This is a genomic window from Papillibacter cinnamivorans DSM 12816, from assembly GCF_900176335.1.
GTDB lineage: Bacteria > Bacillota > Clostridia > Oscillospirales > Oscillospiraceae > Papillibacter > Papillibacter cinnamivorans.
Genome location: NZ_FWXW01000003.1, coordinates 154,069 through 177,718, shown reverse-complemented (window position 1 = coordinate 177,718; position 23,650 = coordinate 154,069). Strand labels below are relative to the sequence as shown.

At 56.2% G+C, this 23,650-nt stretch carries 23 protein-coding genes; 18 read left to right on the top strand and 5 right to left on the bottom strand.

Annotation, left to right across the window (positions count from 1 at the left end):
- Position 1: 1 nt before the first annotated feature.
- From B9A13_RS05715 to B9A13_RS05700, 4 genes are all read left to right on the top strand, one after another.
- Complete coding sequence (locus tag B9A13_RS05715; RefSeq protein ID WP_084234096.1) at positions 2-1,006, top strand: ABC transporter ATP-binding protein; 1,005 nt, start codon at positions 2-4, stop codon at positions 1,004-1,006.
- A complete protein-coding gene (locus B9A13_RS05710; RefSeq protein ID WP_084234094.1) occupies positions 999-1,961 on the top strand; it encodes an ABC transporter ATP-binding protein in 963 nt (320 codons plus the stop codon). The genes B9A13_RS05715 and B9A13_RS05710 overlap by 8 nt, the downstream gene beginning before the upstream one ends.
- Before the next feature lie 151 nt (positions 1,962-2,112).
- Positions 2,113-3,762, top strand: a complete 1,650-nt coding sequence (locus B9A13_RS05705; RefSeq protein ID WP_084234092.1) for a peptide ABC transporter substrate-binding protein — start codon at positions 2,113-2,115, stop codon at positions 3,760-3,762.
- 231 nt (positions 3,763-3,993) lie between these two features.
- Positions 3,994-5,634 carry a peptide ABC transporter substrate-binding protein gene (locus B9A13_RS05700; RefSeq protein ID WP_084234090.1) on the top strand — a complete coding sequence of 547 codons (1,641 nt, stop codon included), beginning with the start codon at positions 3,994-3,996 and terminating at the stop codon, positions 5,632-5,634.
- Positions 5,635-5,721: 87 nt separating this feature from the next.
- On the opposite strand, the gene B9A13_RS05695 is transcribed toward B9A13_RS05700, so the two are convergent.
- The 3 genes from B9A13_RS05695 to serC form a co-directional block, all read right to left on the bottom strand.
- Positions 5,722-6,345: a class II aldolase/adducin family protein gene (locus B9A13_RS05695; RefSeq protein WP_084234089.1), complete on the bottom strand. Its 624-nt coding sequence runs from the start codon at positions 6,343-6,345 to the stop codon at positions 5,722-5,724.
- Positions 6,346-6,435: 90 nt separating this feature from the next.
- Entirely contained in the window at positions 6,436-7,605 is a 1,170-nt protein-coding gene (locus B9A13_RS05690) for a phosphoglycerate dehydrogenase (RefSeq protein ID WP_084234088.1), read from the bottom strand.
- Positions 7,606-7,652: 47 nt separating this feature from the next.
- The gene (gene serC, locus B9A13_RS05685; RefSeq protein ID WP_084234382.1) at positions 7,653-8,741 is read right to left on the bottom strand and encodes a 3-phosphoserine/phosphohydroxythreonine transaminase; all 1,089 of its coding nucleotides are present in this window, start codon (positions 8,739-8,741) and stop codon (positions 7,653-7,655) included.
- Positions 8,742-9,415: 674 nt separating this feature from the next.
- Here serC and B9A13_RS05680 point away from each other — a divergent pair.
- The 13 genes from B9A13_RS05680 to B9A13_RS05620 all read left to right on the top strand — a co-directional run bounded on the left by B9A13_RS05680 (position 9,416) and on the right by B9A13_RS05620 (position 21,021).
- Positions 9,416-9,769, top strand: coding sequence for a DRTGG domain-containing protein (locus tag B9A13_RS05680; RefSeq protein ID WP_084234087.1), 354 nt, complete (start codon positions 9,416-9,418; stop codon positions 9,767-9,769).
- Positions 9,769-10,230: an ATP-binding protein gene (locus tag B9A13_RS05675; RefSeq protein WP_084234086.1), complete on the top strand. Its 462-nt coding sequence runs from the start codon at positions 9,769-9,771 to the stop codon at positions 10,228-10,230. The genes B9A13_RS05680 and B9A13_RS05675 overlap by 1 nt, the downstream gene beginning before the upstream one ends.
- Before the next feature lie 82 nt (positions 10,231-10,312).
- Complete coding sequence (locus B9A13_RS05670) at positions 10,313-11,683, top strand: [Fe-Fe] hydrogenase large subunit C-terminal domain-containing protein (protein ID WP_084234085.1); 1,371 nt, start codon at positions 10,313-10,315, stop codon at positions 11,681-11,683.
- Positions 11,680-12,024 (top strand): hypothetical protein, encoded by a 345-nt coding sequence (locus B9A13_RS05665; RefSeq protein WP_084234084.1) that lies wholly within the window; start codon positions 11,680-11,682, stop codon positions 12,022-12,024. Before B9A13_RS05670 ends, B9A13_RS05665 begins: the two co-directional genes overlap by 4 nt.
- Positions 12,015-12,740 carry a PHP domain-containing protein gene (locus B9A13_RS05660; protein WP_084234083.1) on the top strand — a complete coding sequence of 242 codons (726 nt, stop codon included), beginning with the start codon at positions 12,015-12,017 and terminating at the stop codon, positions 12,738-12,740. Before B9A13_RS05665 ends, B9A13_RS05660 begins: the two co-directional genes overlap by 10 nt.
- A gap of 86 nt (positions 12,741-12,826) precedes the next feature.
- Positions 12,827-13,315, top strand: a complete 489-nt coding sequence (locus B9A13_RS05655; RefSeq protein ID WP_084234082.1) for an NADH-quinone oxidoreductase subunit NuoE family protein — start codon at positions 12,827-12,829, stop codon at positions 13,313-13,315.
- 7 nt (positions 13,316-13,322) lie between these two features.
- On the top strand, positions 13,323-13,877 hold the full coding sequence (locus B9A13_RS05650) for an ATP-binding protein (protein ID WP_084234081.1): 555 nt from the start codon (positions 13,323-13,325) through the stop codon (positions 13,875-13,877).
- A complete protein-coding gene (locus B9A13_RS05645; protein WP_084234080.1) occupies positions 13,874-14,251 on the top strand; it encodes a (2Fe-2S) ferredoxin domain-containing protein in 378 nt (125 codons plus the stop codon). The genes B9A13_RS05650 and B9A13_RS05645 overlap by 4 nt, the downstream gene beginning before the upstream one ends.
- A 15-nt stretch (positions 14,252-14,266) precedes the next feature.
- A complete protein-coding gene (locus B9A13_RS05640) occupies positions 14,267-16,060 on the top strand; it encodes an NADH-ubiquinone oxidoreductase-F iron-sulfur binding region domain-containing protein (RefSeq protein ID WP_084234079.1) in 1,794 nt (597 codons plus the stop codon).
- Positions 16,061-16,077: 17 nt separating this feature from the next.
- On the top strand, positions 16,078-17,826 hold the full coding sequence (locus B9A13_RS05635; protein WP_084234078.1) for an NADH-dependent [FeFe] hydrogenase, group A6: 1,749 nt from the start codon (positions 16,078-16,080) through the stop codon (positions 17,824-17,826).
- A 240-nt stretch (positions 17,827-18,066) separates the two neighbouring features.
- Positions 18,067-18,756: a VanR-ABDEGLN family response regulator transcription factor gene (gene vanR / locus B9A13_RS05630; protein ID WP_084234381.1), complete on the top strand. Its 690-nt coding sequence runs from the start codon at positions 18,067-18,069 to the stop codon at positions 18,754-18,756.
- Positions 18,749-19,891 carry a sensor histidine kinase gene (locus B9A13_RS05625; RefSeq protein ID WP_242942793.1) on the top strand — a complete coding sequence of 381 codons (1,143 nt, stop codon included), beginning with the start codon at positions 18,749-18,751 and terminating at the stop codon, positions 19,889-19,891. The genes vanR and B9A13_RS05625 overlap by 8 nt, the downstream gene beginning before the upstream one ends.
- 413 nt (positions 19,892-20,304) lie before the next feature.
- Positions 20,305-21,021, top strand: coding sequence for a GNAT family N-acetyltransferase (locus tag B9A13_RS05620; protein ID WP_159448038.1), 717 nt, complete (start codon positions 20,305-20,307; stop codon positions 21,019-21,021).
- 67 nt (positions 21,022-21,088) lie between these two features.
- Here B9A13_RS05620 and B9A13_RS05615 read toward each other — a convergent pair whose 3' ends face one another.
- Both B9A13_RS05615 and B9A13_RS05610 read right to left on the bottom strand, forming a co-directional pair.
- Positions 21,089-21,979, bottom strand: coding sequence for a SufB/SufD family protein (locus B9A13_RS05615; protein WP_341456021.1), 891 nt, complete (start codon positions 21,977-21,979; stop codon positions 21,089-21,091).
- Between the two features lie 23 nt (positions 21,980-22,002).
- Positions 22,003-22,737: an ABC transporter ATP-binding protein gene (locus B9A13_RS05610; RefSeq protein WP_084234074.1), complete on the bottom strand. Its 735-nt coding sequence runs from the start codon at positions 22,735-22,737 to the stop codon at positions 22,003-22,005.
- Between the two features lie 288 nt (positions 22,738-23,025).
- Here B9A13_RS05610 and B9A13_RS05605 point away from each other — a divergent pair, with 288 nt between their 5' ends.
- A complete protein-coding gene (locus B9A13_RS05605; protein WP_084234073.1) occupies positions 23,026-23,628 on the top strand; it encodes a ferritin family protein in 603 nt (200 codons plus the stop codon).
- Positions 23,629-23,650: the final 22 nt, after the last annotated feature.

Here is a 23,650-nt window from a genome sequence, read left to right as displayed (position 1 = left end):
TATGGAGAACAAGAATTTATTGGAAATAAAAGACCTTAAGGTCTCCTTTTTCACTTCCGCCGGCGAGGTCAAGGCGGTGGACGGGATCTCCTACAGCCTGGAAAAAGGGCGTGTCATGGGCATCGTGGGGGAGTCCGGCAGTGGGAAGAGCGTCGAGGCGTATTCCATTATGGGGCTTCTTCAAAGCCCGGGCAAGGTGGTGGGAGGCTCCATCATATTCGACGGAAAAGACGTCCTTGCGATGGGAGAAAAGGAAAAGCAGACCATGCGCGGCAGCGAGATCAGTATGATCTTCCAGAACCCCATGACCTGCCTCAACCCGGTTTATACCATCGGGAATCAGCTTGTGGAAGCGGTGCTGTGCCACGAAAAGATACCCAGAAAGGAAGCCGAGCGCCGGGCCAAAGAGATGCTGGAGCTGGTGGGCATCAACAACGTGGAGAAGCGCATGACCCAGTATCCCCATGAGTTTTCCGGCGGAATGCGCCAGCGGGTGATGATCGCTATGGGACTTATCTGCAATCCCAAGCTCCTCATCGCCGACGAGCCCACCACCGCTCTGGACGTAACGATACAGGCCCAGATTCTGGAGCTCATGAAGCAGCTTCAGCAGAAGATAAATATGTCCATCATCTTCATCACCCACAATCTGGGCGTGGTGGCGGAGATCTGCGACTGGGTGTCCGTCATGTATGCCGGCCACATCATCGAGTCCGGCTCGGTGAACGATATCTTCTACAACCCGAAGCATCCCTATACCCATGGGCTGCTCCGCTCCATGCCCCGGGTGGACGCCGAGTCCCACGAGCGGCTCATCCCAATTGAGGGGACGCCCGTGGACATGCTTGACCCTCCGGAAGGCTGCCCCTTCGGGCCCCGCTGCGAGCACTGCATGAAGATTTGCCTCCGGGAGGCCCCTCCCAACATTCGGGTGGAAGGCGGGCACACGGCTGCCTGCTGGCTTCTGGCCAGGGACTGCGGAAAGGAGGGCGGCCGGAATGAATGAGAACAGGCTGGTTGAGATCAAGAACCTGAAAAAGTACTTTCCGGTTAAGCTCGGCCTTCTGAAGACAAAAAACGTCCAGGCGGTGGAGGATGTCAGCTTCTATATCCGTGAGGGAGAAACTTTGGGCCTGGTGGGCGAGTCCGGCTGCGGAAAAACCACCCTGGGCCGGACGCTTCTGCGGCTCTATGAACCCACTTCCGGCCAGATCCTGTATCGGGGGAAGGATATCACCCACGCCAACATGCTGCCCTACCGCAGAAAGATGCAGATCATCTTTCAGGATCCCTCCGCCTCTTTGGACCCGCGCATGACTGTTGGGGAAATCGTGGGCGAAGCGATGGACATCCACAATCTCTATGGCAGTAAAAAAGAACGCCAGGACAAGATCCGGACCATTCTGGAGCAGGTGGGACTCAACAGCGAACACGCCAACCGGTACCCCCATGAGTTTTCCGGCGGTCAGCAGCAGCGGATCGGAATCGCCCGAGCTCTGGCGGTCCAGCCGGAATTCATCGTGTGCGACGAACCGATTTCCGCTCTGGACGTGTCCATCCAGTCCCAGATTGTAAACATGCTGGAGGATATGCAGCAGGAACTGGGGCTTACGTATCTCTTCATTGCTCACGATCTGTCCGTGGTGAGGCACATCAGCAGCCGCATCGGGGTCATGTATCTGGGAAACCTCGTGGAGCTGGGGGAGAGCTACGAGCTTTATAAAAATCCGCTCCACCCCTATACCAGGACGCTCCTGTCGGCCGTACCCATCCCCGATCCCCGGAAGAGCAAAGAGAAAAAGCGGATTGTTCTGGAGGGAGATATCCCCAGCCCCATCAATCCCCCCTCCGGCTGCCGGTTCCACACTCGGTGCCCCTATGCCATGCCGAAATGTGCCGAAGAAACGCCCCCCTTCCTTGAGCACCAGCCCGGGCACTGGGCGGCCTGTCATTTGCTGTAGAAGAACCGCAGATTGAATCGTATTATTTTTGGGCAATTGCGGCTGCGACTGTTTACATTTACATAACAATAGATTATAATTTGATTCAGTATTGGTCGTGTTGTCCAATAAGTGATAAATAAGGGAAGAAAAGAATTAGGAGGATTGTTTGATGAAGAAAAACAGAAAGCTATTGGCTCTTGCTCTTGCCTTAGGTTTGATGGTATCCTTGCTGGCGGGCTGCGGCACGCAGACTGCAGCGACCCCCACGCCTACGGCGGCGGCACCCGAAGCGTTCAACCTGAACGTCTGCATCGCTTCCGAACCCAATACCATCGACCCGCAGCTGAACACGGCGGTTGACGGAGCTACCCTCATCAATCACGCGTTTGAAGGCCTCATGAAACTGGATTCCGAAGGCGAGATCGTTCCCGCCCAGGCAGCCAGCTACTCCGTGGACGATACCGGAACCGTATACACCTTCACCCTCCGGGACGATATCAAGTGGTCCGACGGCGAGCCCGTCAAGGCTTCTGATTTCGTCTATGCATGGCAGAGGCTGGTCGATCCCGCGACGGCTTCCGAGTACAACTACATGATCGATATGGTGGTTAACGCCAACGAGATCATGGCCGGCGAGAAGGATCCCTCCGAGCTGGGCATTGTCGCCAAAGACGACAAGACCGTTGAAATCACCCTGAATAACCCCACCGCCTATTTCCTCGAGATTGCCGCGTTCCCGGCCACATACCCGGTCCGCAAGGACGTCATTGATGCCAAGGGAGATCAGTGGACCTTTGAAGACTATGTCTGCAACGGCCCCTATGTCCTCACCGACTGGTCCCACAACGAGTATATGCTCTATTCCAAGAACCCCGAGTATTACGGCGTGGACAGCCTGGGCCCCGACACCATCAAGTTCTATCTGATGGACGACACCAATGCCATGCTGGCAGCCTTCAACAGCGGCGAGCTTGCCTTTATCGACGATGTTCCCACCAATGAGATCCCCGCCCTGAAAGAAGCCGGCACGCTTACCATCGAGGGCCAGATGGGCACCTATTTTGTCTGCTTCAACACCGAAAAGGCTCCCTTTGACGATGCCCGCGTCCGCAAGGCGTTCTCTCTTGTCATCGACAGAAACTATATTGTGGATCAGGTTGCCCAGGGCGGCCAGATTCCCGCTTCTGCGTATGTTCCCACCGGACTGTCAGATGTTTCTCCCACCGATGACTTCCGCGCGGTGGGCGGCGATTACTACAGCGTAAAGACCGAGGATTACGAGGCCAACTGCGAGCAGGCCCGCCAGCTTCTCTCCGAGGCCGGATATCCCGATGGAAAGAGCTTCCCCGCCGTGGAGTATATGTACAACACCTCCGAAGGCCACAAAGCTATTGCAGAGGCCCTTCAGAACATGTGGCAGACCGAGCTGGGCGTCACCGTGACCATCACCAACCAGGATTGGGCGGCGTTTATCGACACCCGGCATAACGGAGACTTCCAGATTGCCCGTCACGGCTGGCTGGCCGACTACAACGATCCCATCTCCTTCCTGGATATGTGGGTCACCGGCGGCGGCAACAACGATGCAAACTACTCCAACGCCGACTATGACGCGCTCATCTCGGCCGTCAAGACTTCCTCCGACAGGACCGAGCGCATCACCAAGATGCACGAGGCGGAAGATATTCTGATGGCGGATATGCCCGTCGCCCCCATCTATTTCTACACCGATCTCTATATGATCAATCCCAATCTCCAGGGCTTCTATTCTTCGCCTCTGGGCTACAAGTACTTCATGTACACCAGCATGGCTGCCTGAGTCCTTTCCTGCAAGAATTAAAAAGTTCCCCGCGCCTTTGCGGCGCGGGGAACTTTTTTCGCCCGAAATCGTCCTGTACGAAAGGCGAAAATTATGGTAAAATAATCCGGGTGATCGTTTAAAATGGGAATCGGCCGATATTCGGCGAATTACGGCTGTTGTGCGGAAATTATCGAAAGTATTCAATAGGATGCGATGCAGAAAAAGAGAAAAGTTAGGGGAGATAAATGGATGAAGAAAAAACAGGTGACGGCGGCGATTCTTGCCGCATTGCTTCTGGCGGCAGCCCTGGCGGGCTGCGCGCAGACCGGCGGCGCCGCGGCCACTCCCACGGCCGCTCCGGTGCTGAACCTGAACGTATGCGTGGGATCGGAACCGGGTACCATCGATCCCCAGCTCAATGCCACAGTGGACGGGGCCACCCTCATAAACCATGCCTTTGAAGGCCTTATGAGGCTGGACGCAGACGGGGACATCGTTCCCGCCCAGGCGGCCGGCTATACGGTGGACGACAGCGGCACGGTTTATACCTTCACCCTCCGGGACGACATCAAATGGTCTGACGGTCAGCCAGTTACCGCCTCCGATTTTGTTTACGCGTGGCGGCGGCTCATGGATCCCACCACCGGCGCGGGATACTCCTATATCCTGGAGATGGTGAAAAATGCCGACGAAATCCTGGCGGGGGATATGACGTCGGATCAGCTGGGGATAACGGCGCCGGATGACAGAACCGTGGAGATCACGCTTTCGGCACCCTGCCCGTATTTTCTGGAGATCTGCGCTTTTCCCAACACCTATCCCGTACGGGAAGATGTCATTGAAAAAAACGGCGACCAGTGGACTTTTGAAGACTATGTATGCAACGGCCCCTATGTCCTTACCGACTGGTCCCACAACTCGTATATGCTCTATTCAAAAAATCCCGAGTATTATAACGCCGAAGCCGTCGGACCGGAAACGATCAAATTTTACCTCATGGATGATTCCGCGGCCATGCTGACGGCTTACCGGAGCGGGGAGCTGTCCTTTATCGACCAGGTGCCCGCCGGGGAGATCCCCACCCTGAAGAAGGACGGGGAACTCACCGTCAAGGGCGTGATGGGCGTTTATTTCTCCTGCCTCAACGATGCGTCGAAACCCTTTGACGACCCGAAGGTGCGCAAGGCCTTTTCCCTCGCCGTGGACAGAAATTACCTGGTGGACAACGTGACGGCAGGCGGCGAAATCCCGGCCTCCGCCCTTGTACCCGACGGTTTGTCCGATGTCGCGGCCGGCGAGGATTTCCGGTCGGTGGGCGGAGCGTATATCGATACAAGCGCCCAGTCTTATGAGGCCAACTGCGAAGAAGCGAAAAAACTCCTTGCCGAAGCGGGATATCCCGATGGGGAAGGGTTCCCGGCCGTCGAGTATCTCTATGTGAACGACGATGTCAGCGATAAGATTGCCCAGGCCCTGCAGTATATGTGGCAGGATGAGCTGGGCGTTACCGTCACCCTTTCCGCCCGGGACTGGAGCGGCTTTATGGACGACGTGCTGGGCGGAAGCTACCAGATGGCGGGCCTTGCCTGGCTGGCCGATTTCAACGATCCCATCTCCTTCCTGGACATGTGGACAACCGGGAACGGAAACAACATAGCCCGCTACTCCAATGCCCATTATGACGAGCTCATCACCCGGGCCCGGGATTCGGAGGACAGAGCGGACCGTATTGGGAACATGCACCTGGCGGAGGACGCCCTGATGGCGGATATGGCCATGATCCCCCTGTATTTCAATACCGATCCCTATATGATTGATCCCGGCCTTGCCGGTTTCTACACCTCGCCTTTGGGATACAAATACTTTATGTACGTAACCGAAGCTTCCTGACGCAGCAAAAAAGGACCGCCCGGACGATTTTCGCCCGGGCGGTCCTTTTTATTTTTGGGATTTGTTGAAAAAGCGCCTTTCGTTTGCTTAAAACGCCTTCAGCCGCGCGGCCTGCTCTGGCGTCAGGGGAACGCCCCCTCCCAGAAGCCGGGCCGAGAGGAAGATTTCCGCGGTGTGCTCCAGGGATTCCAGCCGATAATAAGCCTGCATCAGCGTCTCTCCCAGAGTGACGGCTCCGTGATTGGCAAGGAGAACCGCATTGTGGGAAGGCAGGAGCGGAGCGATGGAATCGGGCACCTCGTCCGTTCCGGGCGTGGCGTAGGGTGCCACGGGCACTTCCTTGAGACTCATGAGAAATTCGGATAAGATGGGCGCGTCCAGAGGCAGCCGCGCCGCTGCAAAAGCGGTGCTCGCCGGCGGGTGGGCGTGGACCACGGCGCGGATGTCCGGCCGTTCCCTGTAGCAGCGCATATGCATCTTCAGTTCCGACGAGGGCTTTCCTCCCGTGTTGGAAAGCGCTCTGCAGTCGGAGTCCACCAGAAGTAGCATCTCCGGCGTCATGAATCCCTTGCTCACCCCGGTGGGTGTCACGAGAAATACGTTCTCGCCCAGCCGGACGCTGAAATTGCCGTCGTTGGCCGCCACCCAGCCCCGCTGCCAGCAGCGCCGCCCGATTTCACAGAACTGTTCCCGCATTTCCGCCTCAGTCATACGAATTCCTCCCGCCGTACCCAATAAAATAGGAAGGGGTACAATACCTATGTATTGTACCCTTTTTTTGATATTGGCGCAAGGCAAGACTCAGTGGTGGATCACACGCACGCGCAGGACACCCTCCACGGCCTTGATTTTGTCGATTACGTTCTCCGGCACTTTGGAGTTGACGTCCAGCATGGTGTAAGCGTAGTCCTTTTTGGATTTGTTCACCATGTTTTCGATATTCATATTTTCCGGCGAAAGGATCGAGATGATGCTGCCCAGCATGTTGGGGATATTCTTGTGGATGACGCACAGCCGGTCCATCCCGGAGAATTCCATGGATACGTCGGGCAGGTTGACGGAGTTCTTGATATTCCCGTTTTCCAGATAGTCCTTCAGCTCCATGGCTGCCATGGCGGCGCAGTTGTCTTCGCTCTCCGGCGTGGAGGCGCCCAGATGGGGGATTGCCACCACGTTTTTCGCGAGGGCCAGGTCGTTGTTGGGGAAATCGGTAATATAGCAGCCCACCTTGCCGGTTTCCAGCGCCTCCAGAATGTCCTTCGTGTCCACAAGTTCGCCCCGTGCCAGATTGATGATGCGCACGTGCCCCTTCATCATATGGATGGAGTCGGTGTTGATCATGCCTTTGGTTTCCGGATTGAGGGGAACGTGAAGGGTGATATAGTCGCAGGTTTTGTAGATGCTCTCCAGATCCATGACCCGGTGAATGCTGCGGGTCAGGTTCAGAGCGTGTTCCACGGACAAAAACGGGTCGTAGCCGTACACCTTCATACCCAGCTTAACGGCGACGTTGGCCACCTGTACGCCCACGGCGCCCAGACCCACGATTCCCAAAGATTTGCCTTCCAGCTCCGGACCGACGAACGCTGCCTTTCCCTTTTCCACGGCGGCGGCCACGTCCTCGCCCTTTCTGGCCAGCTGCTTGACCCAGTCGATCCCGGAGACAATCTTCCGGGAAGACAGGAAGAGGGAGCAGAGCACCAGCTCCTTCACGGCGTTGGCGTTTGCCCCGGGCGTGTTGAACACCACGATGCCCGCCTCGGAACAGCGGGCCACGGGGATATTATTGGTGCCGGCGCCCGCCCGGGCGATAGCCCGCAGTGTGTCGGGAAAAACGTAATCCCCCATTTCGGAAGAGCGCACCAAAATTCCGTCGGGATTGTCTGTCTCATCTCCCACGGAAAAGCGCGTGTTGTCCAGCTTGGAAAGACCTGCAGGGGAAATTCGATTGAGTGTCTTGATTCTGAACATGCGGATGCCTCCATTCATTCTTCTGAACCGGCCGCCGGCCGTGTGCTTCAGGAATTGCTCTGCTCAAATGCTTTCATGAATTCCGCAAGAGCGCGGACGCCTTCCATGGGCATGGCGTTGTAGATGGATGCCCTCATGCCTCCGGTTGCCCGGTGCCCCTTGAGGTTCGAAAAACCTTTTGCGGTGGCTTCCTTGACGAATTTCTCGTCCAGCTCCTCCCGGCCGGTCCGGAAGGTGACGTTCATAAGGGATCTGGCTTCGCTTTCCGCGTGGGGAATAAAAAGCTTGCTGTGATCCAGCACGTCGTAGAGAACGGCCGCCTTGGCCTCGTTGTGTGCCTTCATGCCCGCAAGGCCCCCCATGGATTCGATCCAGTCCAGTACCAGGCCAAGAATATAAATATTGTAACAGGGCGGGGTATTGTACATGGAATCTCCCTTGATCATGGCCGCGTAGTCCAGCATGACGGGGGTGTAGGGGAAGGCGTGTCCCGCCAGATCCTCCCGGATGATGACCAGTGTGAGCCCTGCGGGAGCCATGTTTTTCTGGGCCCCGGCGTAGATGACCCCGTATTTGGAGACGTCCACGGGCTTGGACAGGATGTTGGAGGACATGTCGCAGACGATGGGGATATTTCCCGTCTCTGGGACGTATTTCCATTCGGTTCCGTAAACGGTATTGTTGGCGGTGTAATGGAAATAGGATGCCTCCGCGTCCAGGGCCAGCTGGCTCTGGGGAGGGATATAGGAGTGCTTTTTGTCCGCGCTGGTGGCCGCAAGGCGGATTTCACCGTACTTTTTGGCTTCCTTGAATGCGTTTTCGGAAAAGTTGCCGGTTACGGCATAGTCCGCGCGCCCCGTTTTGGGAATCAGGTTCATGGGTACCATGGCAAACTGCAGCGTTGCGCCCCCCTGAAGAAACAGGATCTTGTATTCGTCGGGCACCTGCAGGATCTTCTTGAGTTTCTCCTTTGCGTCCTGGAAAATGGAGTCGTAGATCTTGCTTCGGTGGCTCATCTCCATGACGGACATTCCGGACCCCTTGTAGTTTGTCATCTCGGAACTGGCGCGCTCCAGAACCTCCAGCGGGAGCATGGAAGGGCCGGCTGCAAAATTGTAAATTCTCGTCTTTTCCACAATGAACCACCTTTCTTTGAACAATGAAATTGAAACACCCCTTTTGTTTTGTACAGGCGTTTTCTGCAGATTATATCACTCTTCCAAACAATATGCTAGTTGATTTCATACGAAATTGTTAAAGAATAATACCATTATAATAGCATTGATTATAGAAAGCACGCATGAATTTGTCAATTAATTAACAAACACAAAAAAACAGCGAAAAAAATAAAATACTTGGTGACTTTCAATTGACTTTTATGAAAAATTAATGTATAAATATATTGTGATTGTTAATAAATTAACATTATTTTGAAAGAAATCCCTCATAAAGTGACGCAATGGTCCCGATATAAGAATTAGAAGCGCGATTCCGATTTCCGGAGACGGATATTGTCTGGACGGCAGGGCTGGCATGGAAATTGCAAAAAGCATATACGGAGATTTTTTTTTGTTTACAGAGTAGAAAAGAAGAATATTCCGCTGTTACAGAGCGGGCGGATGTGATACTATAACCGATAGAGCGTCGATGGCCGCGTTTGCCCGCTGGAGGAACGAATCGGCGCCGGACCTGAGCCAAGGCAAGCTGAAGTTGGCCGGCCGCCGGCTGAAGAGCGGCAGTTTGGGTACGGGAGAGCGGCTCCGGGGGAGAGCCGGTTCTTTGGAAGGCCCGGCGGCGAAGGGAGCGGGAAATGAAATTAAGTAGGGTGCAGGAGCTGCTGAAAGCGACGGTGCTGTGCAATGACAGGCTGTTGGATGAACTGGAAGTCAATGCTGCCTGCGGCAGCGATCTGATGAGCGACGTTCTGGCTTTTGTCAAGGATCAGGGCATGCTTCTCACCGGACTTGTCAATGCCCAGGCCATCCGTACCGCCGAAATGATGGACATGAGGTGCGTCGTTTTTGTGAGGGGAAAGCTTCCCGGCCCGTCGGTGGTGGATCTTGCCGCTGAAAAGGATATCGTTGTTATGAGTACGCCGTATTCTATGTTTACCGCGTGCGGCACGCTGTATGCCGGCGGTCTTGTAGGAGGCACAATACACTGATGCAGGGCCGTGGATTTGGAAGCGGCAATACCGTTACGCTTCATTACGATGTGGATGCCGGAGATTTTTCCTCTGCCGGAGAAGCCTCCGCGAATCTTAAAAGGACCCTGAAACAATTGGGTTTCCCTCCCGAGGTGGTTCGCCGGGCCACCATCGCCATGTACGAGGGAGAAATCAATATGTTTATCCATGCCGGCGGCGGCGTGGCCGACGTGGAAATCACGCCGGATGAAATTCGCATAAAACTGGTTGACAGCGGCCCCGGAATCCCGGATATTGCCCTTGCCATGCAGAAAGGGTATTCCACCGCTTCGGAACTGGCCCGCGAGATGGGCTTCGGAGCCGGTATGGGCCTTCCCAATATGCAATCCTATACGGATGAACTCATAGTGGAATCGCAGGTCGGAAAAGGTACCTCGATCTCCATGCTGGTGAGGGTCGGAGGATCGTCCGCCCAATGATTGGAGCGGCAGGATCTTAGCCGGCCTTATTCCGGTTTTTGGATGAAAGTCGGATACCCCTGCTCGGGAAAGGGAGGGTAGTATGCCTGATTCGTTTCACAGCGTCGTGCTGGAAGAGGATAAGTGCAAAGGCTGCACCAACTGCATGAAGCACTGTGCCACGGAGGCCATCCGGGTGAGAAACGGGAAGGCCGCCATTATCAGCGAACGGTGCATCGACTGCGGCCAGTGTATCCGCGTCTGCCCCCAGCATGCCAAAAAGGCGCGGTATGATTCCCTGGATATGCTGGGGCAGTACAAATATACCGTGGCGCTTCCCGCTCCGTCCTTTTACGCCCAGTTTCACAAGCCCGATATCAACAAGATTCTCACGGGGCTGAAGAAAATCGGATTTAACGACGTGTTTGAGGTGGCCCTGGCCGCTCAGACGGTGAGCCGGCATACCAGGAAGCTGTTTCTGGAAAACACGGTGCCCAAGCGCCCGGTGATCAGCTCCGCCTGTCCGGCGGTGATCAAGCTGATAAAAATCCGCTTCCCCGATCTCATTGACAACGTTCTGCCTATCATGGCGCCCGTGGATCTGGCGGCGAAGGTGGCCCGAAGCATCGCGGAAGAAAAGACCGGCCTGAAAAGCGAGGAGATCGGGATCTTCTTTATCTCCCCCTGTCCGGCCAAGATTACCGCTGCCAAGGTTCCCATCGGCTACAAGGAGGCCATCATCGACGGGACCTTCTCCATGGCCGAAGTTTACCGCCGGCTGCTGCCGGTCATAAAGGATATCCAGGAGCCGGAAATACTGGCGAAGGCCAGTTTCATGGGAATCGGCTGGGCCATCTCCGGAGGCGAGGGAAAGGCGGCCGAACGGGATCTGTTTATCGCGGTGGACGGGATTGACAACTGCATTGAGATTCTGGAGGACATCGAAAACGGGAAGCTTAAAACGGTGGAATTCATAGAACTCAACGCCTGCGAGCCTGGCTGTCTCGGCGGCTGCCTGACGGTGGAAAATCCCTATATCGCCCGCGCTCGGCTCCAGTCCATGGAGAAAAACCTGAGACAGCGGGATACCGACACGGAAGAAGCGGCCGGCGGTGAATTTGACCTGGACTGGGCGCTTCCTCTGGAATATACCCCTATTATGAAACTGGACGAGGATATGGAAAAGGCCATCGCCAAGCTGAAACGGATTGATGAAATCACCGAATCCCTGCCGGGGCTGGACTGCGGCTCCTGCGGCGCTCCCTCCTGCCGGGCGCTGGCCGAAGACATCGTACGTGGCGTGGCGGAAGAGGGGGACTGCGTGTTCAAGATGCGGGAGAAGCTGAACAGTCTGCTCGTTCAGATGAATTACCTGCAGGATTACCTGCCGCCGCCCTTCCGATCAGACGATAAAAGCCGCCGGAAGAATCTGCCGACGGATGAAACGGCACAGAACCCGGGAGGAGAGCCATGACGGTTTTGGAGTATGCTAAGGCTGCCGGGCACAGGGTGCTCTCTTCTCCGGAAGCGGCCGCCCGGCGAGAGATCACGGGTTGCTACATATGCGACCTTTTAAGCTGGGCCATGGGAAGGTGCCGCTCCGGAGACATGTGGATTACGGTGCAGAACAACCTGAACGTAGCCGCCGTTGCGGCTCTCACCGATGCCGCCTGCGTCCTCATTCCGGAGGGGATCGAGGCGGACCCCGCTCTCGTTGAAAAAGCGGGGGCGCAGGAAGTGGTGATATTGTCCGGGCAGGGGACCTCCTATGAAATTGCCTGTAATCTTAAGGATGCGATGGCGCAATGGAACTGACCTACGACCTGCACATTCACTCCTGCCTTTCTCCCTGCGCCGACGACGATATGACGCCGAATAACATCGTGGGTCTGGCCCGGCTTCTAAAGCTGGATCTCATCGCCGTAACGGATCACAATACGGTGAAAAATGCGGTGGCGGCATACGAGGTTGGCCTGGAACAGGGCCTGATGGTTCTGCCGGGCATGGAACTGGAGACCGCCGAGGAAGTGCACGTGGTCTGCCTTTTCCCCGATCCTAAAAAAGCCGTCGCCTTTGAAAAGGAGATTGCACTCCTGTCTCCGCCGGTGAAGAACCGCCCCGAAATCTTCGGCCGTCAGATCCTCATGGACCGGAACGACCTTGTTCTGGGGGAGGAAGACAGGCTGCTGCTGACGGCCACCCGCCTGAGCGTCGACGCCGTTTCGGCCGCGGTAAAAGTCTTTCAGGGCGCCGCGTTTCCCGCCCATATCGACAGGCCCTCTTTCAGCATGCTGGCTAACCTCGGTGATATCCCGGATTCCTCCGGATTTACCGCCGTTGAAATATCCAAAATCGCGTCTCTGGAAGATCTTGAGCGCCGCTTTCCGGCCGTCGGGCGGTTTCTGGTGCTGCGCAATTCCGATGCGCACCGTCTTACGGATATCTCCGTTTTGGGAAATAAGCTTCTCGTCCCGGAATTTTCCCCGGAAGCGGTTATCCACCGGCTAAACGAGGTGAAGCGCCGCGAATAGGATTCCGGCAGGCCCGGATTCCGCGACAGAAAACATGAAGAAACCTGTTCACAGTTCAGATATTTGAAATTTGAGGAGGCAGTGGTATGACCAAACAACCATCGGTTCCCTTCCACGGGACAAAGGAGCAGGAAGAACGGCTGAAAAAGGTGTTCCAGGACTATAAGGACGTTCCCGGAGCCCTGATGCCGATCCTGCAGGAAGCGCAGCAGATTTATGGCTATCTTCCCATTGAGGTTCAGAAGATGGTCGCGGAGGAAATGAAGATTTCGCTGGAAGAGGTGTACGGGGTAGTGACCTTTTACACCCAGTTTTCCTTGTACCCCAAGGGAAAGTACTCCATCAACGTCTGCCTGGGCACCGCCTGCTATGTGAGAGGCTCGGGACCTATTCTGGAAAAATTCAAGGAAGCCCTGGGGATCGATATCGGTGAGTGCACGTCCGACGGGAAGTTTTCCCTGGACGCCACCCGCTGCATCGGCGCCTGCGGCCTGTCTCCCGTCTGCATGGTGAACGAAGACGTTTACGCCAAGCTCACCGTGGACGACGTGGAAAAAATTCTGGCGAAATACTGAGGCTCCCATGAGAGAATTGTCGCTCCACATTCTGGACATTGCTCAGAATTCCGTGACGGCCGGCGCCAAAAACATTTCCATTCTCGTCGATTCCGATACAAAAACCGACTGGATAACCATTGAAATCACGGACGACGGAAAGGGAATGAGCGAGGAGCTCGTGAAAAAGGTGACCGATCCTTTCGTCACCTCAAGAACCACGAGAAAGGTCGGTCTGGGGATTCCGCTGTTCAAACACGCTGCGGAAGCGGCCGGCGGCGATTTTGAAATTCGTTCGGTCCTGGGGGAAGGAACGACCGTGACCGCGAGGCTTCGTCTCCGCCACATCGACCGCCAGCCCATGGGAAAACTGGAAGAGACCATGGCCATTCTCATCGGTGGCAGTCCTGGAGTTGACTTTTCGCTGCAGATGCGGCATGACGGGAGAGGATTTGAGATAGACACCCGGAGCATGCGGGAACTGCTGGGGGGCGTTCCTCTGAACACTCCGGAGGTATTGACCTGGACCCGGGAATATATCCGCGAAAAAATGAATGATTTATACGGAGGTGCTGATATATGAAGTCCTTAGCCGAACTGGCTGCCATTCGGGATAAAATGGCGCAGACCATGAATCTGCGCGAGGAAAACAGGGATACGGACAAGATCAAGATCGTGGTAGGCATGGCCACCTGCGGAATCGCCGCCGGAGCCCGGCCGGTGATGAATGCTTTTGTGGATGAGGTGAACAAGCGCCAGCTCAAGCACGTGATGGTGTCCCAGGTAGGATGCATCGGCATGTGCAGGCTTGAGCCCATGGCCGAGGTGTTTATGCCCGACGGCAGCAAAACCACCTATGTAAAGCTCACCGATGAAAAGGCCAGGCGCATAGTGAATGAACATATCGTAAACGGCAAGATTGTATACGAGTATACCATCGGCGCCGCTGAGAAATAAGGGAGGGTATGAGTGATGGAACTTGCCAGATCGCATGTCCTGGTTTGCGGCGGCACCGGCTGTACTGCAGGCGGGAGCGAAAATCTGATTAAGAGCCTGGAAACGGAAATCAAGGCAAAGGGACTGGACAAGGAGGTCAAGGTGGTCCGGACGGGCTGCTTCGGCCTCTGCGAGGAAGGCCCCAATATGATAATCTATCCCGAAGGCGTGTTTTACAGCCATGTCAAGGTGACGGACGTCCCCGAGATCGTGGAGGAGCACCTGTACAAGGGCCGGATTGTCAAGAGGCTTCTGTACAAGGAAATCGTGGAGGGGGACGTTACCAAGTCCCTCAACGATACGCCCTTCTACAAAAAGCAGATGCGCATCGCTCTTCGCAACTGCGGTGTCATCGACCCCGAGAACATTGAAGAGTACATAGCCATGGACGGCTATCGCGCTCTGGGCAAGGCGCTAACCGAAATGAAGCCGGCGGACGTCATCGACGTGGTTCTGCGCTCCGGCCTCCGCGGCCGCGGAGGCGCGGGCTTCCCCACCGGCATGAAGTGGAAATTTGCGGCCGCTTCCCCAGGACCGAAGAAATACGTCTGCTGCAATGCCGATGAAGGCGACCCCGGCGCTTTTATGGACCGTTCCGTTCTGGAGGGAGATCCCCATGCAGTCATCGAGGCCATGATCATCGCCGGTTACGCCATCGGATCGGATGAAGGCTACATCTACGTCCGCGCCGAATACCCCATCGCCGTCAAGCGCCTGAACACGGCCATCAAACAGGCCAAGGAATACGGCCTGCTGGGCAAGGACATCTTCGGAACCGGCTTCAACTTTGACCTGAACATCCGCCTGGGCGCCGGAGCTTTTGTCTGCGGCGAGGAGACCGCTCTCATGACCTCCATCGAAGGTCACCGGGGCGAACCCAGATCCCGTCCTCCCTTCCCCGCGGTGAAAGGCCTGTTCGGAAAGCCCACCATCCTCAATAACGTGGAGACCTTTGCAAACGTGGCCCAGATCATCCTCAACGGTCCCGAGTGGTTCTCCGCCATCGGCACGGAAAAGTCCAAGGGCACCAAGGTGTTCGCCCTGGGCGGCAAGATCACCAACACCGGCCTTGTGGAGATCCCCATGGGCACAACCCTCCGGGAGATCGTGGAGGATATCGGCGGCGGCGTTCCCAATGGAAAGAAGTTCAAGGCGGCCCAGACCGGCGGACCCTCCGGCGGCTGCATCCCCGCCCAGCACTTCGACACCCCCATAGACTACGACAACCTCATCGCCATCGGCTCTATGATGGGCTCCGGCGGCCTCATCGTCATGGATGAGGACACCTGCATGGTGGATATCGCCAAGTTCTTCCTCCAGTTTACCGTAGACGAGTCCTGCGGAAAGTGCGCCCCCTGCCGCCTCGGCATCCGGAAGCTCCTGGACATCCTGGAGAAGATCACCTCCGGAAACGGCGAGATGGAGGACCTGGACCGGCTGGAAGAACTGTGCGTGCACATTAAGAATACGGCTCTGTGCGGCCTGGGACAGACGGCGCCCAACCCGGTGCTGTCCACCCTCCGGTATTTCCGGGACGAGTATGTGGCCCATGTGCGGGACAAGAGATGCCCCGCCGGAGTGTGCAAGAGCCTCCTCACCTACGAGATAGATCCGAATAAGTGCACCGGATGCACGCTCTGTGCCAGAAACTGCCCGGTGGGCGCCATTACGGGAGAACTCAAGAAGCCGCACGTTATTGATAAGAGCAAATGCATCAAATGCGGCGTCTGCGCGTCCAAGTGCAAATTCAAGGCTATCTCGAAGAAGTGAGGAAAGGAGAGAGGAACATGGAAAACAGCACTGTGAAAATGAAGATCAACGGACTCGGCGTGGAAGTGCCCGCCGGTTCGACCATTATCGAAGCCGCGAAATACTGCGGTATCGACATCCCCTCCCTTTGTTATTTGAAGGGACTCAACGCCATCGGTTCCTGCCGCATCTGCGTGGTGGAGGTCAAGGGCGCGAAAACTTTGGTGGCCTCCTGCGTGTACCCGGTTTCCGAAGGCATGGAGGTGTGGACCAATACCCCGGAGGTCCAGAAAGCCCGGAAGATGACGTTGGAGCTGATTCTGGCCAACCACCGGAAAGACTGCCTCAACTGTGTTCGCAGCCAGGACTGCGAGCTGCAGAAACTGGCAAAAGATCTGGGCATGGAGGAGGTGCGCTTCGAGTTTGAAGGGAACGACACCCCGGACATCGAGGCTTCCGCTCCCCACCTGGTCCGGGACAATTCCAAGTGCATCCTTTGCCGCCGCTGCGTGGCCGCCTGCTCCCGCCTGCAGTACGTGGGCGTCATCGGGACCAATAACCGCGGATACAAGACCCATATCGGCAGCGCCTTTGATCTGCCTCTCAGTGAGGTGCCCTGCATCTCCTGCGGCCAGTGCATCAACGTCTGCCCCACCGGCGCCCTCACCGAAAAGGATGATACCGGCAAGGTATGGGCCGCTCTGGCAGATCCCACCAAGCATGTGGTGGTAGCCACCGCGCCTTCCGTCCGCGCGGGCCTTGGCGAGGAGTTCGGACTTCCCATCGGGACCAATGTGGAAGGACGCATGGTCGCGGCTCTTCGCAGATTGGGCTTTGCCAAAGTGTTTGACGTGGATACCGCGGCGGACGTCACCATTATGGAAGAGGGAACCGAGCTTTTAGGCCGTCTTGCGGAAGGCAAGAATCTTCCCCTCATCACCTCCTGCAGCCCCGGGTGGATCAAGTTCTGCGAATACTACTATCCGGAGTTCATTCCCAACATCTCCTCCTGTAAATCGCCCCAGCAGATGTACGGTGCTCTCATGAAGACCTACTACGCCGAAAAGCAGGGAATCGATCCCAAGGATATCTTTGTTGTTAGCATCATGCCCTGCACCGCCAAGAAATTTGAAATCGGCCGTGCCGACGAAAGTGCCTCCGGCTATCCCGATGTGGATGTCTCCCTTACCACCCGTGAGCTGGGACGGATGATCAAAAAAGCGGGCATCCGCTTTGTCGATCTGCCCGATGAGCAGTTTGACCCCGCCTTCGGCGAGGCGTCCGGCGCCGCCCACATCTTTGGTGCCACCGGCGGCGTCATGGAGGCGGCTCTGCGCACGGTCGCGGAAATTGTAACGGGAAAACCGCTGGTCCAGCTGGATCTGGAAGATGTAAGAGGCACTGCCGGCGTCAAGGAAGCGGTATACGATCTGAACGGCACCAAGGTTCGCGTGGCTGTGGCATCGGGTATATCCAACGCTAAAAAACTGCTGGACAGCATCAAGAGCGGCGAAAAGCAGTATGAATTTGTGGAAATCATGGCCTGCCCCGGCGGCTGCGTAAACGGCGGCGGGCAGCCGATTCAGCCCGCTAATGTCCGCGGTTCCGTGGATATCCGCGCCCTCCGGGCCGGCGCCCTGTACAGCGAGGACGCCGCTATGAACCTCCGTAAAAGCCACGAGAACGAGACCGTGAAAAAGCTCTACGAGGATTATCTGGAAAAGCCGGGAAGCCACAAGGCCCATCACGTCCTACACACGACGTATGTGGCCCGGGAGCAGTACTGAAAACCTTCTGAATAATGTTGTGCGGGGCGGCCTCAAAATACTGTTTTGAGGCCGCCTCTTTTTTATTTGGCCTTTTTCCTGCGCTTCGGGGGGGATGTCGGCATCGTGATTCCGAAAGCCCTGGCTATCAGAACTTGCGACTTTACTCATTGCGCATTATAATAGAAAGCGGTTATGCGGCGCCCGCCGGGTACGGCGAAAGAGCGCCGGGGCCGGAAACAAAAGACGGAGGACGAAGTCATGGGTTTTTCGGTGCTGATTGTGGATGACGAACCGGAGATTGCCGACCTGGTGGAGGTATATCTTCTCAGCGAAGGCTACACCGTCCATAAATTTTATACCGCGCGGGAGGCTCTTCAGTGCGTCAGGACCACACCCCTGGATCTTGCCATCCTGGACGTGATGCTGCCGGAGATGAACGGCTTTGCCCTTTGCGCGGAGATTCGAAAAGAGTATAATTTCCCGGTGATTATGCTCACGGCCAAGGTGGAGGCCACCGACAAAATCACCGGCCTTACCATCGGGGCGGACGACTATATCACCAAGCCCTTCAATCCCCTGGAGATGGTGGCGAGAGTCAAGGCCCAGCTGCGCAGGTATACCCGCTATAACGAGAACGAAAAAACGGGCGGGAGCGTCATCGACTTCGACGGGCTGGTGATCAACCGCAATACTCACGAGTGCACACTTTTTGACGAGCCTTTGTCCCTTACCCCCATAGAGTTTTCCATCCTGTGGCTGCTCTGCTCCAACCGCGGCCAGGTCATCAGCTCCGAGCAGCTGTTCGAGCGGGTCTGGGGTGAAAAATACCTGGACCGGAACAACACCGTGATGGTGCACATCCGAAGACTTCGGGAAAAGATGGGGGAACCCTCCCGGAATCCCAGATTCATCAAGACGGTATGGGGAGTGGGGTATAAGATTGAATAACTTTACGCGACTGAAGCTAAAGATGCTGTTTCTCGCGGTGATGGCCATCATTGCGGCCAGCTTGGTGGGGAGCTTTATCCTCAACTATGTGATAGACGGCGTCCTGCAGGCGCCCTTTGCCAATGCCTTTGTGGTTTTTTGCCGGCAGGTGCTCCGCATGACGAATGATCAGGCTCTGGCCGCTTACCAGGTGATGATCCGGGACAACAAGACCGACCTGGTGCTGGGCGGCATGATCCTTTTGATTCTCGTATTCTTTTATATCGCCATGGGCCGGTTTACAACCTATTTGAACCAGATCAGCGACGGAGTGGACAAGGTTGTGGAGGAGACGGAAGAACCCATTACTTTGCCGGAAGAGCTTCAGCCCATGGAGGACAAGCTCAACGAGATCAAAACAACTCTCAAAAGGCGGCAGCAGGAGGCGGCGGAAAGCGAGCAGCGGAAAAACGACCTGATGGTATACCTTGCCCACGATCTGAAGACCCCCCTCACCTCGGTGATCGGGTACCTGACCCTTCTGTCGGAAAAGGGAGAACTCACAGAGGAGACCCGGGATAAGTATCTGGCTATCTGCCTGGACAAGGCCGAGCGCCTGGAGGATCTCATCAACGAGTTTTTTGAGATCACGAGGTATAATCTTCAAAACATCTCCGTTGAGAAAAAACGTGTGGACCTGTCTTTTCTGTTGGAGCAGATTGCGGATGAGTTTATCCCCATGTTCCAGCAGAAGGAACTCTCCTGTTCCCTTCAGATTCCGCCCGGTCTCGTGGTGATAGGGGATGCCGACAAGCTGGCCCGGGTATTCGACAATCTCCTGAGGAACGCCATCAGTTACAGCGATCCCCGCTCCGAAATCGTCATCCGGGGGGAAAAGCAGGAAAACCGGGTGCGGGTTTCCGTCCGGAACCAGGGTCTGCAGATCCCGGAACATAAGCTCAGCAGCATCTTTCAAAAGTTTTTCCGCTTGGATGAGGCCCGCCGCTCCGGAACGGGCGGAGCAGGCCTGGGCCTTGCCATAGCAAAGGAAATCGTGGATCTTCATCATGGAAAGATCATGGCCAGCAGCAACGGGAAACAGACGGAGTTCACCGTGGAGCTTCCCGGGCCTGAGGGCCCGTTTCATACTTCATAATAATTTGTAATGAAATATTAAGAAGTTGCTCACAAAAATGTAACACATTCGGCCTTCCCTCCTGATAGAATGAAAACTGTCAAAGGGAAGGCCGAAAATCATGAGGGCCCCTTTTCAAAATGAATACGGCGGACGATGGAAAATGGTATTCCGCAGGCTGCTGTATGCACCCTCCATGCAGCCTTTGCCCTGCGGTTCACATATAAAATAGATATATCGTTTCGTGGGCCCCCGCAGCCGTGTGCTGCGGGGGCCAAAATATTTTCCTGTATGTCGGGGAAAGAAGGACGGCGGGCTGCCGAAAAGACTGAAATGTTTCGTGAGAAAAGGTCGGAACCTGTGGTATACTGTAAAAGCGTACGCCTCCAGCCGCATCTGCGGGAAGCGGACGGAGCGCACAGGGAGGAATGAAAGTGAAAGCGGAAGAGCGGGCCCGGTGTTTTCTGGAGGGGGATTTTCTTCTCCATGCCGACATGCTGCAGTGCCTCCGCCGGAAAAGCGCGGATATACTGGAAGCGGATGGGGAAGGGGTACTCCTTTTTGAGCGTCGGGGAGAAGTCTACATGATGAGCGCCTCTTCCCCGGCCTTTGCCCGGAATCTGGTTGCCCTTCTGCCTCCGGGAACCGACTGCGTCACGGTGCATCAGGATTTTTTCCTGGAACCCGTACAGGCGCGCTTTGGTCCCCTGCGGACCATGGTCTGTACCAATGTGGTTTATCTGGGACGGGAAAATCTGAAGGTCCCGGACTGCCCTGCGATGATACGTCCTCTCACCGAGGAATATACGGACTGGGTGGCGGCCCATTACAGCCTCTTCAGCCTTGCGCCCCTGCCGTACCTTAGGTCCCGTATCCGGGAGGGGGCCATACTCGGCGCTTTTATCGGCGACAGGCCCTGCGGTTTTGCCGGTACCCATGCGGAGGGTTCCATCGGGCTTCTGGAGGTCCTGCCGGAGTGTCGCCGGATGGGGATTGCCGCGGCGCTCCAGGCCTCGGTTGCCAACGCCGTTCTGGCCGAAGGAGGGATTCCGTACGGACAGGTGAAGGAAGGAAACGAGGCTTCCTTCCGGCTCCAAAAAAAGCTGGGTTTCATCCCTGCGGGCTCCAATACGTTCTGGATGACGAAATAGCTCGAAAAAACCAATACCCCCGGTAATATTCCAACGGAATATTACCGGGGGTTGACTGTTCTCGGCGTTATTTTAAGAAGCCGTCCAGAATCTTCTCTTCTGCTTCCTGCTCCGTGAGTCCCAGCGTCATCAGCTTCAGGATCTGGTCGCCGGCTATTTTGCCGATGGCCGCCTCGTGCACCAGCTGGGCGTCCGCGCAGTTGGCGGAGATCTCCGGGATGGAACGGATCTTGGCGTCTCCCATGATGATGGAGTCGCACTGTACATGCCCGAAACACTTGCTGTTGCCGATCATGCGGGGATAAAAGGTCTGCTGGGAGGAATCCTGGGCCACCGAACGGGAGATGATCCGGGCGTTGGCGCCCTCCCCGTCCAGTATGACGTCCATCTCCGATACGGCGCTTTGCTTTCCGTGGGTCAGAAGCCGCTCGGTGATGATGGCCTCCGCGTCTTTCCCGGCTATGATTTTCGTATACCGCTTGGTGGAGTCGATTCCCCGGATCTGGACGGTTTCCAGCTCGATGAAGGCTCCTTCCTCCAGATGGACCACCGTCTGGGGATTCATGATCCGCTCCCCGGCGCCGTCACCCTCTCCGTAGTGCTTTTCCGAATACTTGACACGGGAATTTTTGCCCACGTAGAACGTGTGTATCCCGTTGTGCTGGGAACATTCCGGCCCGTCGTTGTGGATTCCGCACCCGGCCACGATGTCCACGTCGCAGTCCTCTCCGATGAAGAAATCGTTGTAGACCATCTCGTCGATTCCGCTTTCGGTGATGAGGACGGGAATATGCACCGACTCCTTTTTCGTTCCGGGCTTGATGTGGATGTCGATTCCCGGTTGATCCGTTTTGGAGGTAATGATGATGTTTTCGCTGGAAGCGCGGGACTCCAGCTGGCTGTTTTTCCGGATGTTGAACGCGCCCTTGGGGGTTCCGTCCATTCCGGCGATCTTCATCAGAAGCTTAAGATCGATTTTGTTCACTGGTGTACCCCCTCCATATAGCTGCAGCCGGCTACGGTATCGGCCAGGATCAGGGGGAAGATCTCGTCCCGCGGCCCCTTCTGCCGGAGCTCCCCTTCGGAAAGAACGACGATCTCGTCCGCCAGCTGAATGATGCGTTCCTGATGGGAAATGATGAGCAGCGTGACGCCGCCCCGGTCCCGGATCCCCTTGAAGGTTTCCGTGAGCCGGGCAAAGCTCCACAGGTCGATGCCGGCCTCCGGCTCGTCGAAAATCATGAGACTGGAATTTCTGGCCAGGATGGTGGCGATTTCGATCCGCTTGATCTCCCCGCCGGAAAGGCTGGTGTCCATCTCCCTGTCCAGATAGTCGCAGGAGCACAGCCCCACCTGGGTCAGATACCGGCAGCATTCGTCCTGGGAAAGGCTCGCCTTTCCCGCCGCCAGAGACAGAAGGTCCTGAACCCGGAGTCCCTTGAACCTCGGCGGCTGCTGAAATCCGTAGCTGATTCCCAGTCTGGCCCGTTCCGTGACGCTCAGACCGGTGATTTCGGTGCCGTCATAGCGGATGGATCCTGTGACCGGCTGAACCAGGCCCATGATAGCCTTTGCCAGCGTGGTCTTTCCGCCCCCGTTGGGGCCGGTAATCACCACAAAGCGATTGTCCGGGATGGTGAGGCTCACGTTTTTCAGGATATCCGTGACCCCGTTCTCCCCGTTTACCTGAAAGCTCAGGTTTTCAATTTGAAGCATAGAGATTCTCCTTGGTAAGCAATAATTTGAATGGTTGGAAACATTGTATTTCCTTCGCCGCGAACCGTTTTTTGGCTTAGCCGGCGCTGTCCGGGGGATCTTTTACCTTCCGGCCCGATATGCCGCCGCAGTCCGGAGCTGTATCGCGTTTTTACTTCTTCGGTAAACAGTATTTTAACATAAACAGGGCACAAAGAGCAATGTTTTGTTCATTTTCCTTGAAGCCCGCTGGCAATCGGCCTCCCTGCGGCATACTATGGCGTATCAGAAGGGAAGGAGGATACGAATTTGGACAACAGGTACTATCCCGGAGAAGCTGGAATGGATGATGAGCTCAGATTGAAAAGCGCCAGGGTATGGCATCGGGTGATGGCGGCGGAGGAGACGGATGACGAGACCGATAATAAACCCATGCCGGTCCGGAAGATGCAGGAGGAGAAGACGCCAATGCCCATGCGCACCGGATGCATGGACGGCAGTTCGGAACAATCCGTACAGACCGTGAAGCGTTTTATTCTCGGAGAATTGTCGGACTGCCATTTTTATTCCCGGTTTGCCCAGTGCGCCCCCAGCCGCTGGGCGTCCCAGCGCCTGATGGAGATCTCGGCGGAAGAGGGCAGGCATGCCAGGAAGCTCATCGCTACATATTATTTAATGACGGGGATGAACTACTGCCCGCACCATCAGGCGGTCTGCACCCCCATGCCGGAATACTGCGACGGGCTGCGCATGCGCTTTACGGAAGAATGCCAGGGTGCGAAAAGCTATCTGGAGGCGGCGGAGGAAACCGACGACATGTGCATGAGCGAAATGTTCCAAAATCTTGCCGAGGACGAGTATGCCCATGCGAAAACCCTGCGCGACCTGCTGGCCTGCGAGATGAAGGTTTAATCCCGCGCCCGCTGCGGGAAAC

Excerpts from the sequence above, each read along its gene's own strand:
- B9A13_RS05650 (WP_084234081.1), top strand. The coding sequence starts at position 13,323 with ATGAGAGAATTGTCGCTCCACATTCTGGACATTGCTCAGAATTCCGTG.
- B9A13_RS05715 (WP_084234096.1), top strand. The coding sequence starts at position 2 with ATGGAGAACAAGAATTTATTGGAAATAAAAGACCTTAAGGTCTCCTTT.
- B9A13_RS05700 (WP_084234090.1), top strand. The coding sequence starts at position 3,994 with ATGAAGAAAAAACAGGTGACGGCGGCGATTCTTGCCGCATTGCTTCTG.
- B9A13_RS05640 (WP_084234079.1), top strand. The coding sequence starts at position 14,267 with ATGGAACTTGCCAGATCGCATGTCCTGGTTTGCGGCGGCACCGGCTGT.
- B9A13_RS05705 (WP_084234092.1), top strand. The coding sequence starts at position 2,113 with ATGAAGAAAAACAGAAAGCTATTGGCTCTTGCTCTTGCCTTAGGTTTG.
- B9A13_RS05695 (WP_084234089.1), bottom strand. The coding sequence starts at position 6,345 with ATGACTGAGGCGGAAATGCGGGAACAGTTCTGTGAAATCGGGCGGCGC.
- B9A13_RS05610 (WP_084234074.1), bottom strand. The coding sequence starts at position 22,737 with ATGCTTCAAATTGAAAACCTGAGCTTTCAGGTAAACGGGGAGAACGGG.
- B9A13_RS05665 (WP_084234084.1), top strand. The coding sequence starts at position 11,680 with ATGACGGTTTTGGAGTATGCTAAGGCTGCCGGGCACAGGGTGCTCTCT.
- B9A13_RS05635 (WP_084234078.1), top strand. The coding sequence starts at position 16,078 with ATGGAAAACAGCACTGTGAAAATGAAGATCAACGGACTCGGCGTGGAA.
- B9A13_RS05645 (WP_084234080.1), top strand. The coding sequence starts at position 13,874 with ATGAAGTCCTTAGCCGAACTGGCTGCCATTCGGGATAAAATGGCGCAG.
- B9A13_RS05680 (WP_084234087.1), top strand. The coding sequence starts at position 9,416 with ATGAAATTAAGTAGGGTGCAGGAGCTGCTGAAAGCGACGGTGCTGTGC.
- B9A13_RS05655 (WP_084234082.1), top strand. The coding sequence starts at position 12,827 with ATGACCAAACAACCATCGGTTCCCTTCCACGGGACAAAGGAGCAGGAA.
- B9A13_RS05660 (WP_084234083.1), top strand. The coding sequence starts at position 12,015 with ATGGAACTGACCTACGACCTGCACATTCACTCCTGCCTTTCTCCCTGC.
- B9A13_RS05615 (WP_341456021.1), bottom strand. The coding sequence starts at position 21,979 with ATGAAGATCGCCGGAATGGACGGAACCCCCAAGGGCGCGTTCAACATC.
- B9A13_RS05675 (WP_084234086.1), top strand. The coding sequence starts at position 9,769 with ATGCAGGGCCGTGGATTTGGAAGCGGCAATACCGTTACGCTTCATTAC.
- B9A13_RS05670 (WP_084234085.1), top strand. The coding sequence starts at position 10,313 with ATGCCTGATTCGTTTCACAGCGTCGTGCTGGAAGAGGATAAGTGCAAA.
- B9A13_RS05710 (WP_084234094.1), top strand. The coding sequence starts at position 999 with ATGAATGAGAACAGGCTGGTTGAGATCAAGAACCTGAAAAAGTACTTT.
- B9A13_RS05690 (WP_084234088.1), bottom strand. The coding sequence starts at position 7,605 with ATGTTCAGAATCAAGACACTCAATCGAATTTCCCCTGCAGGTCTTTCC.
- vanR (WP_084234381.1), top strand. The coding sequence starts at position 18,067 with ATGGGTTTTTCGGTGCTGATTGTGGATGACGAACCGGAGATTGCCGAC.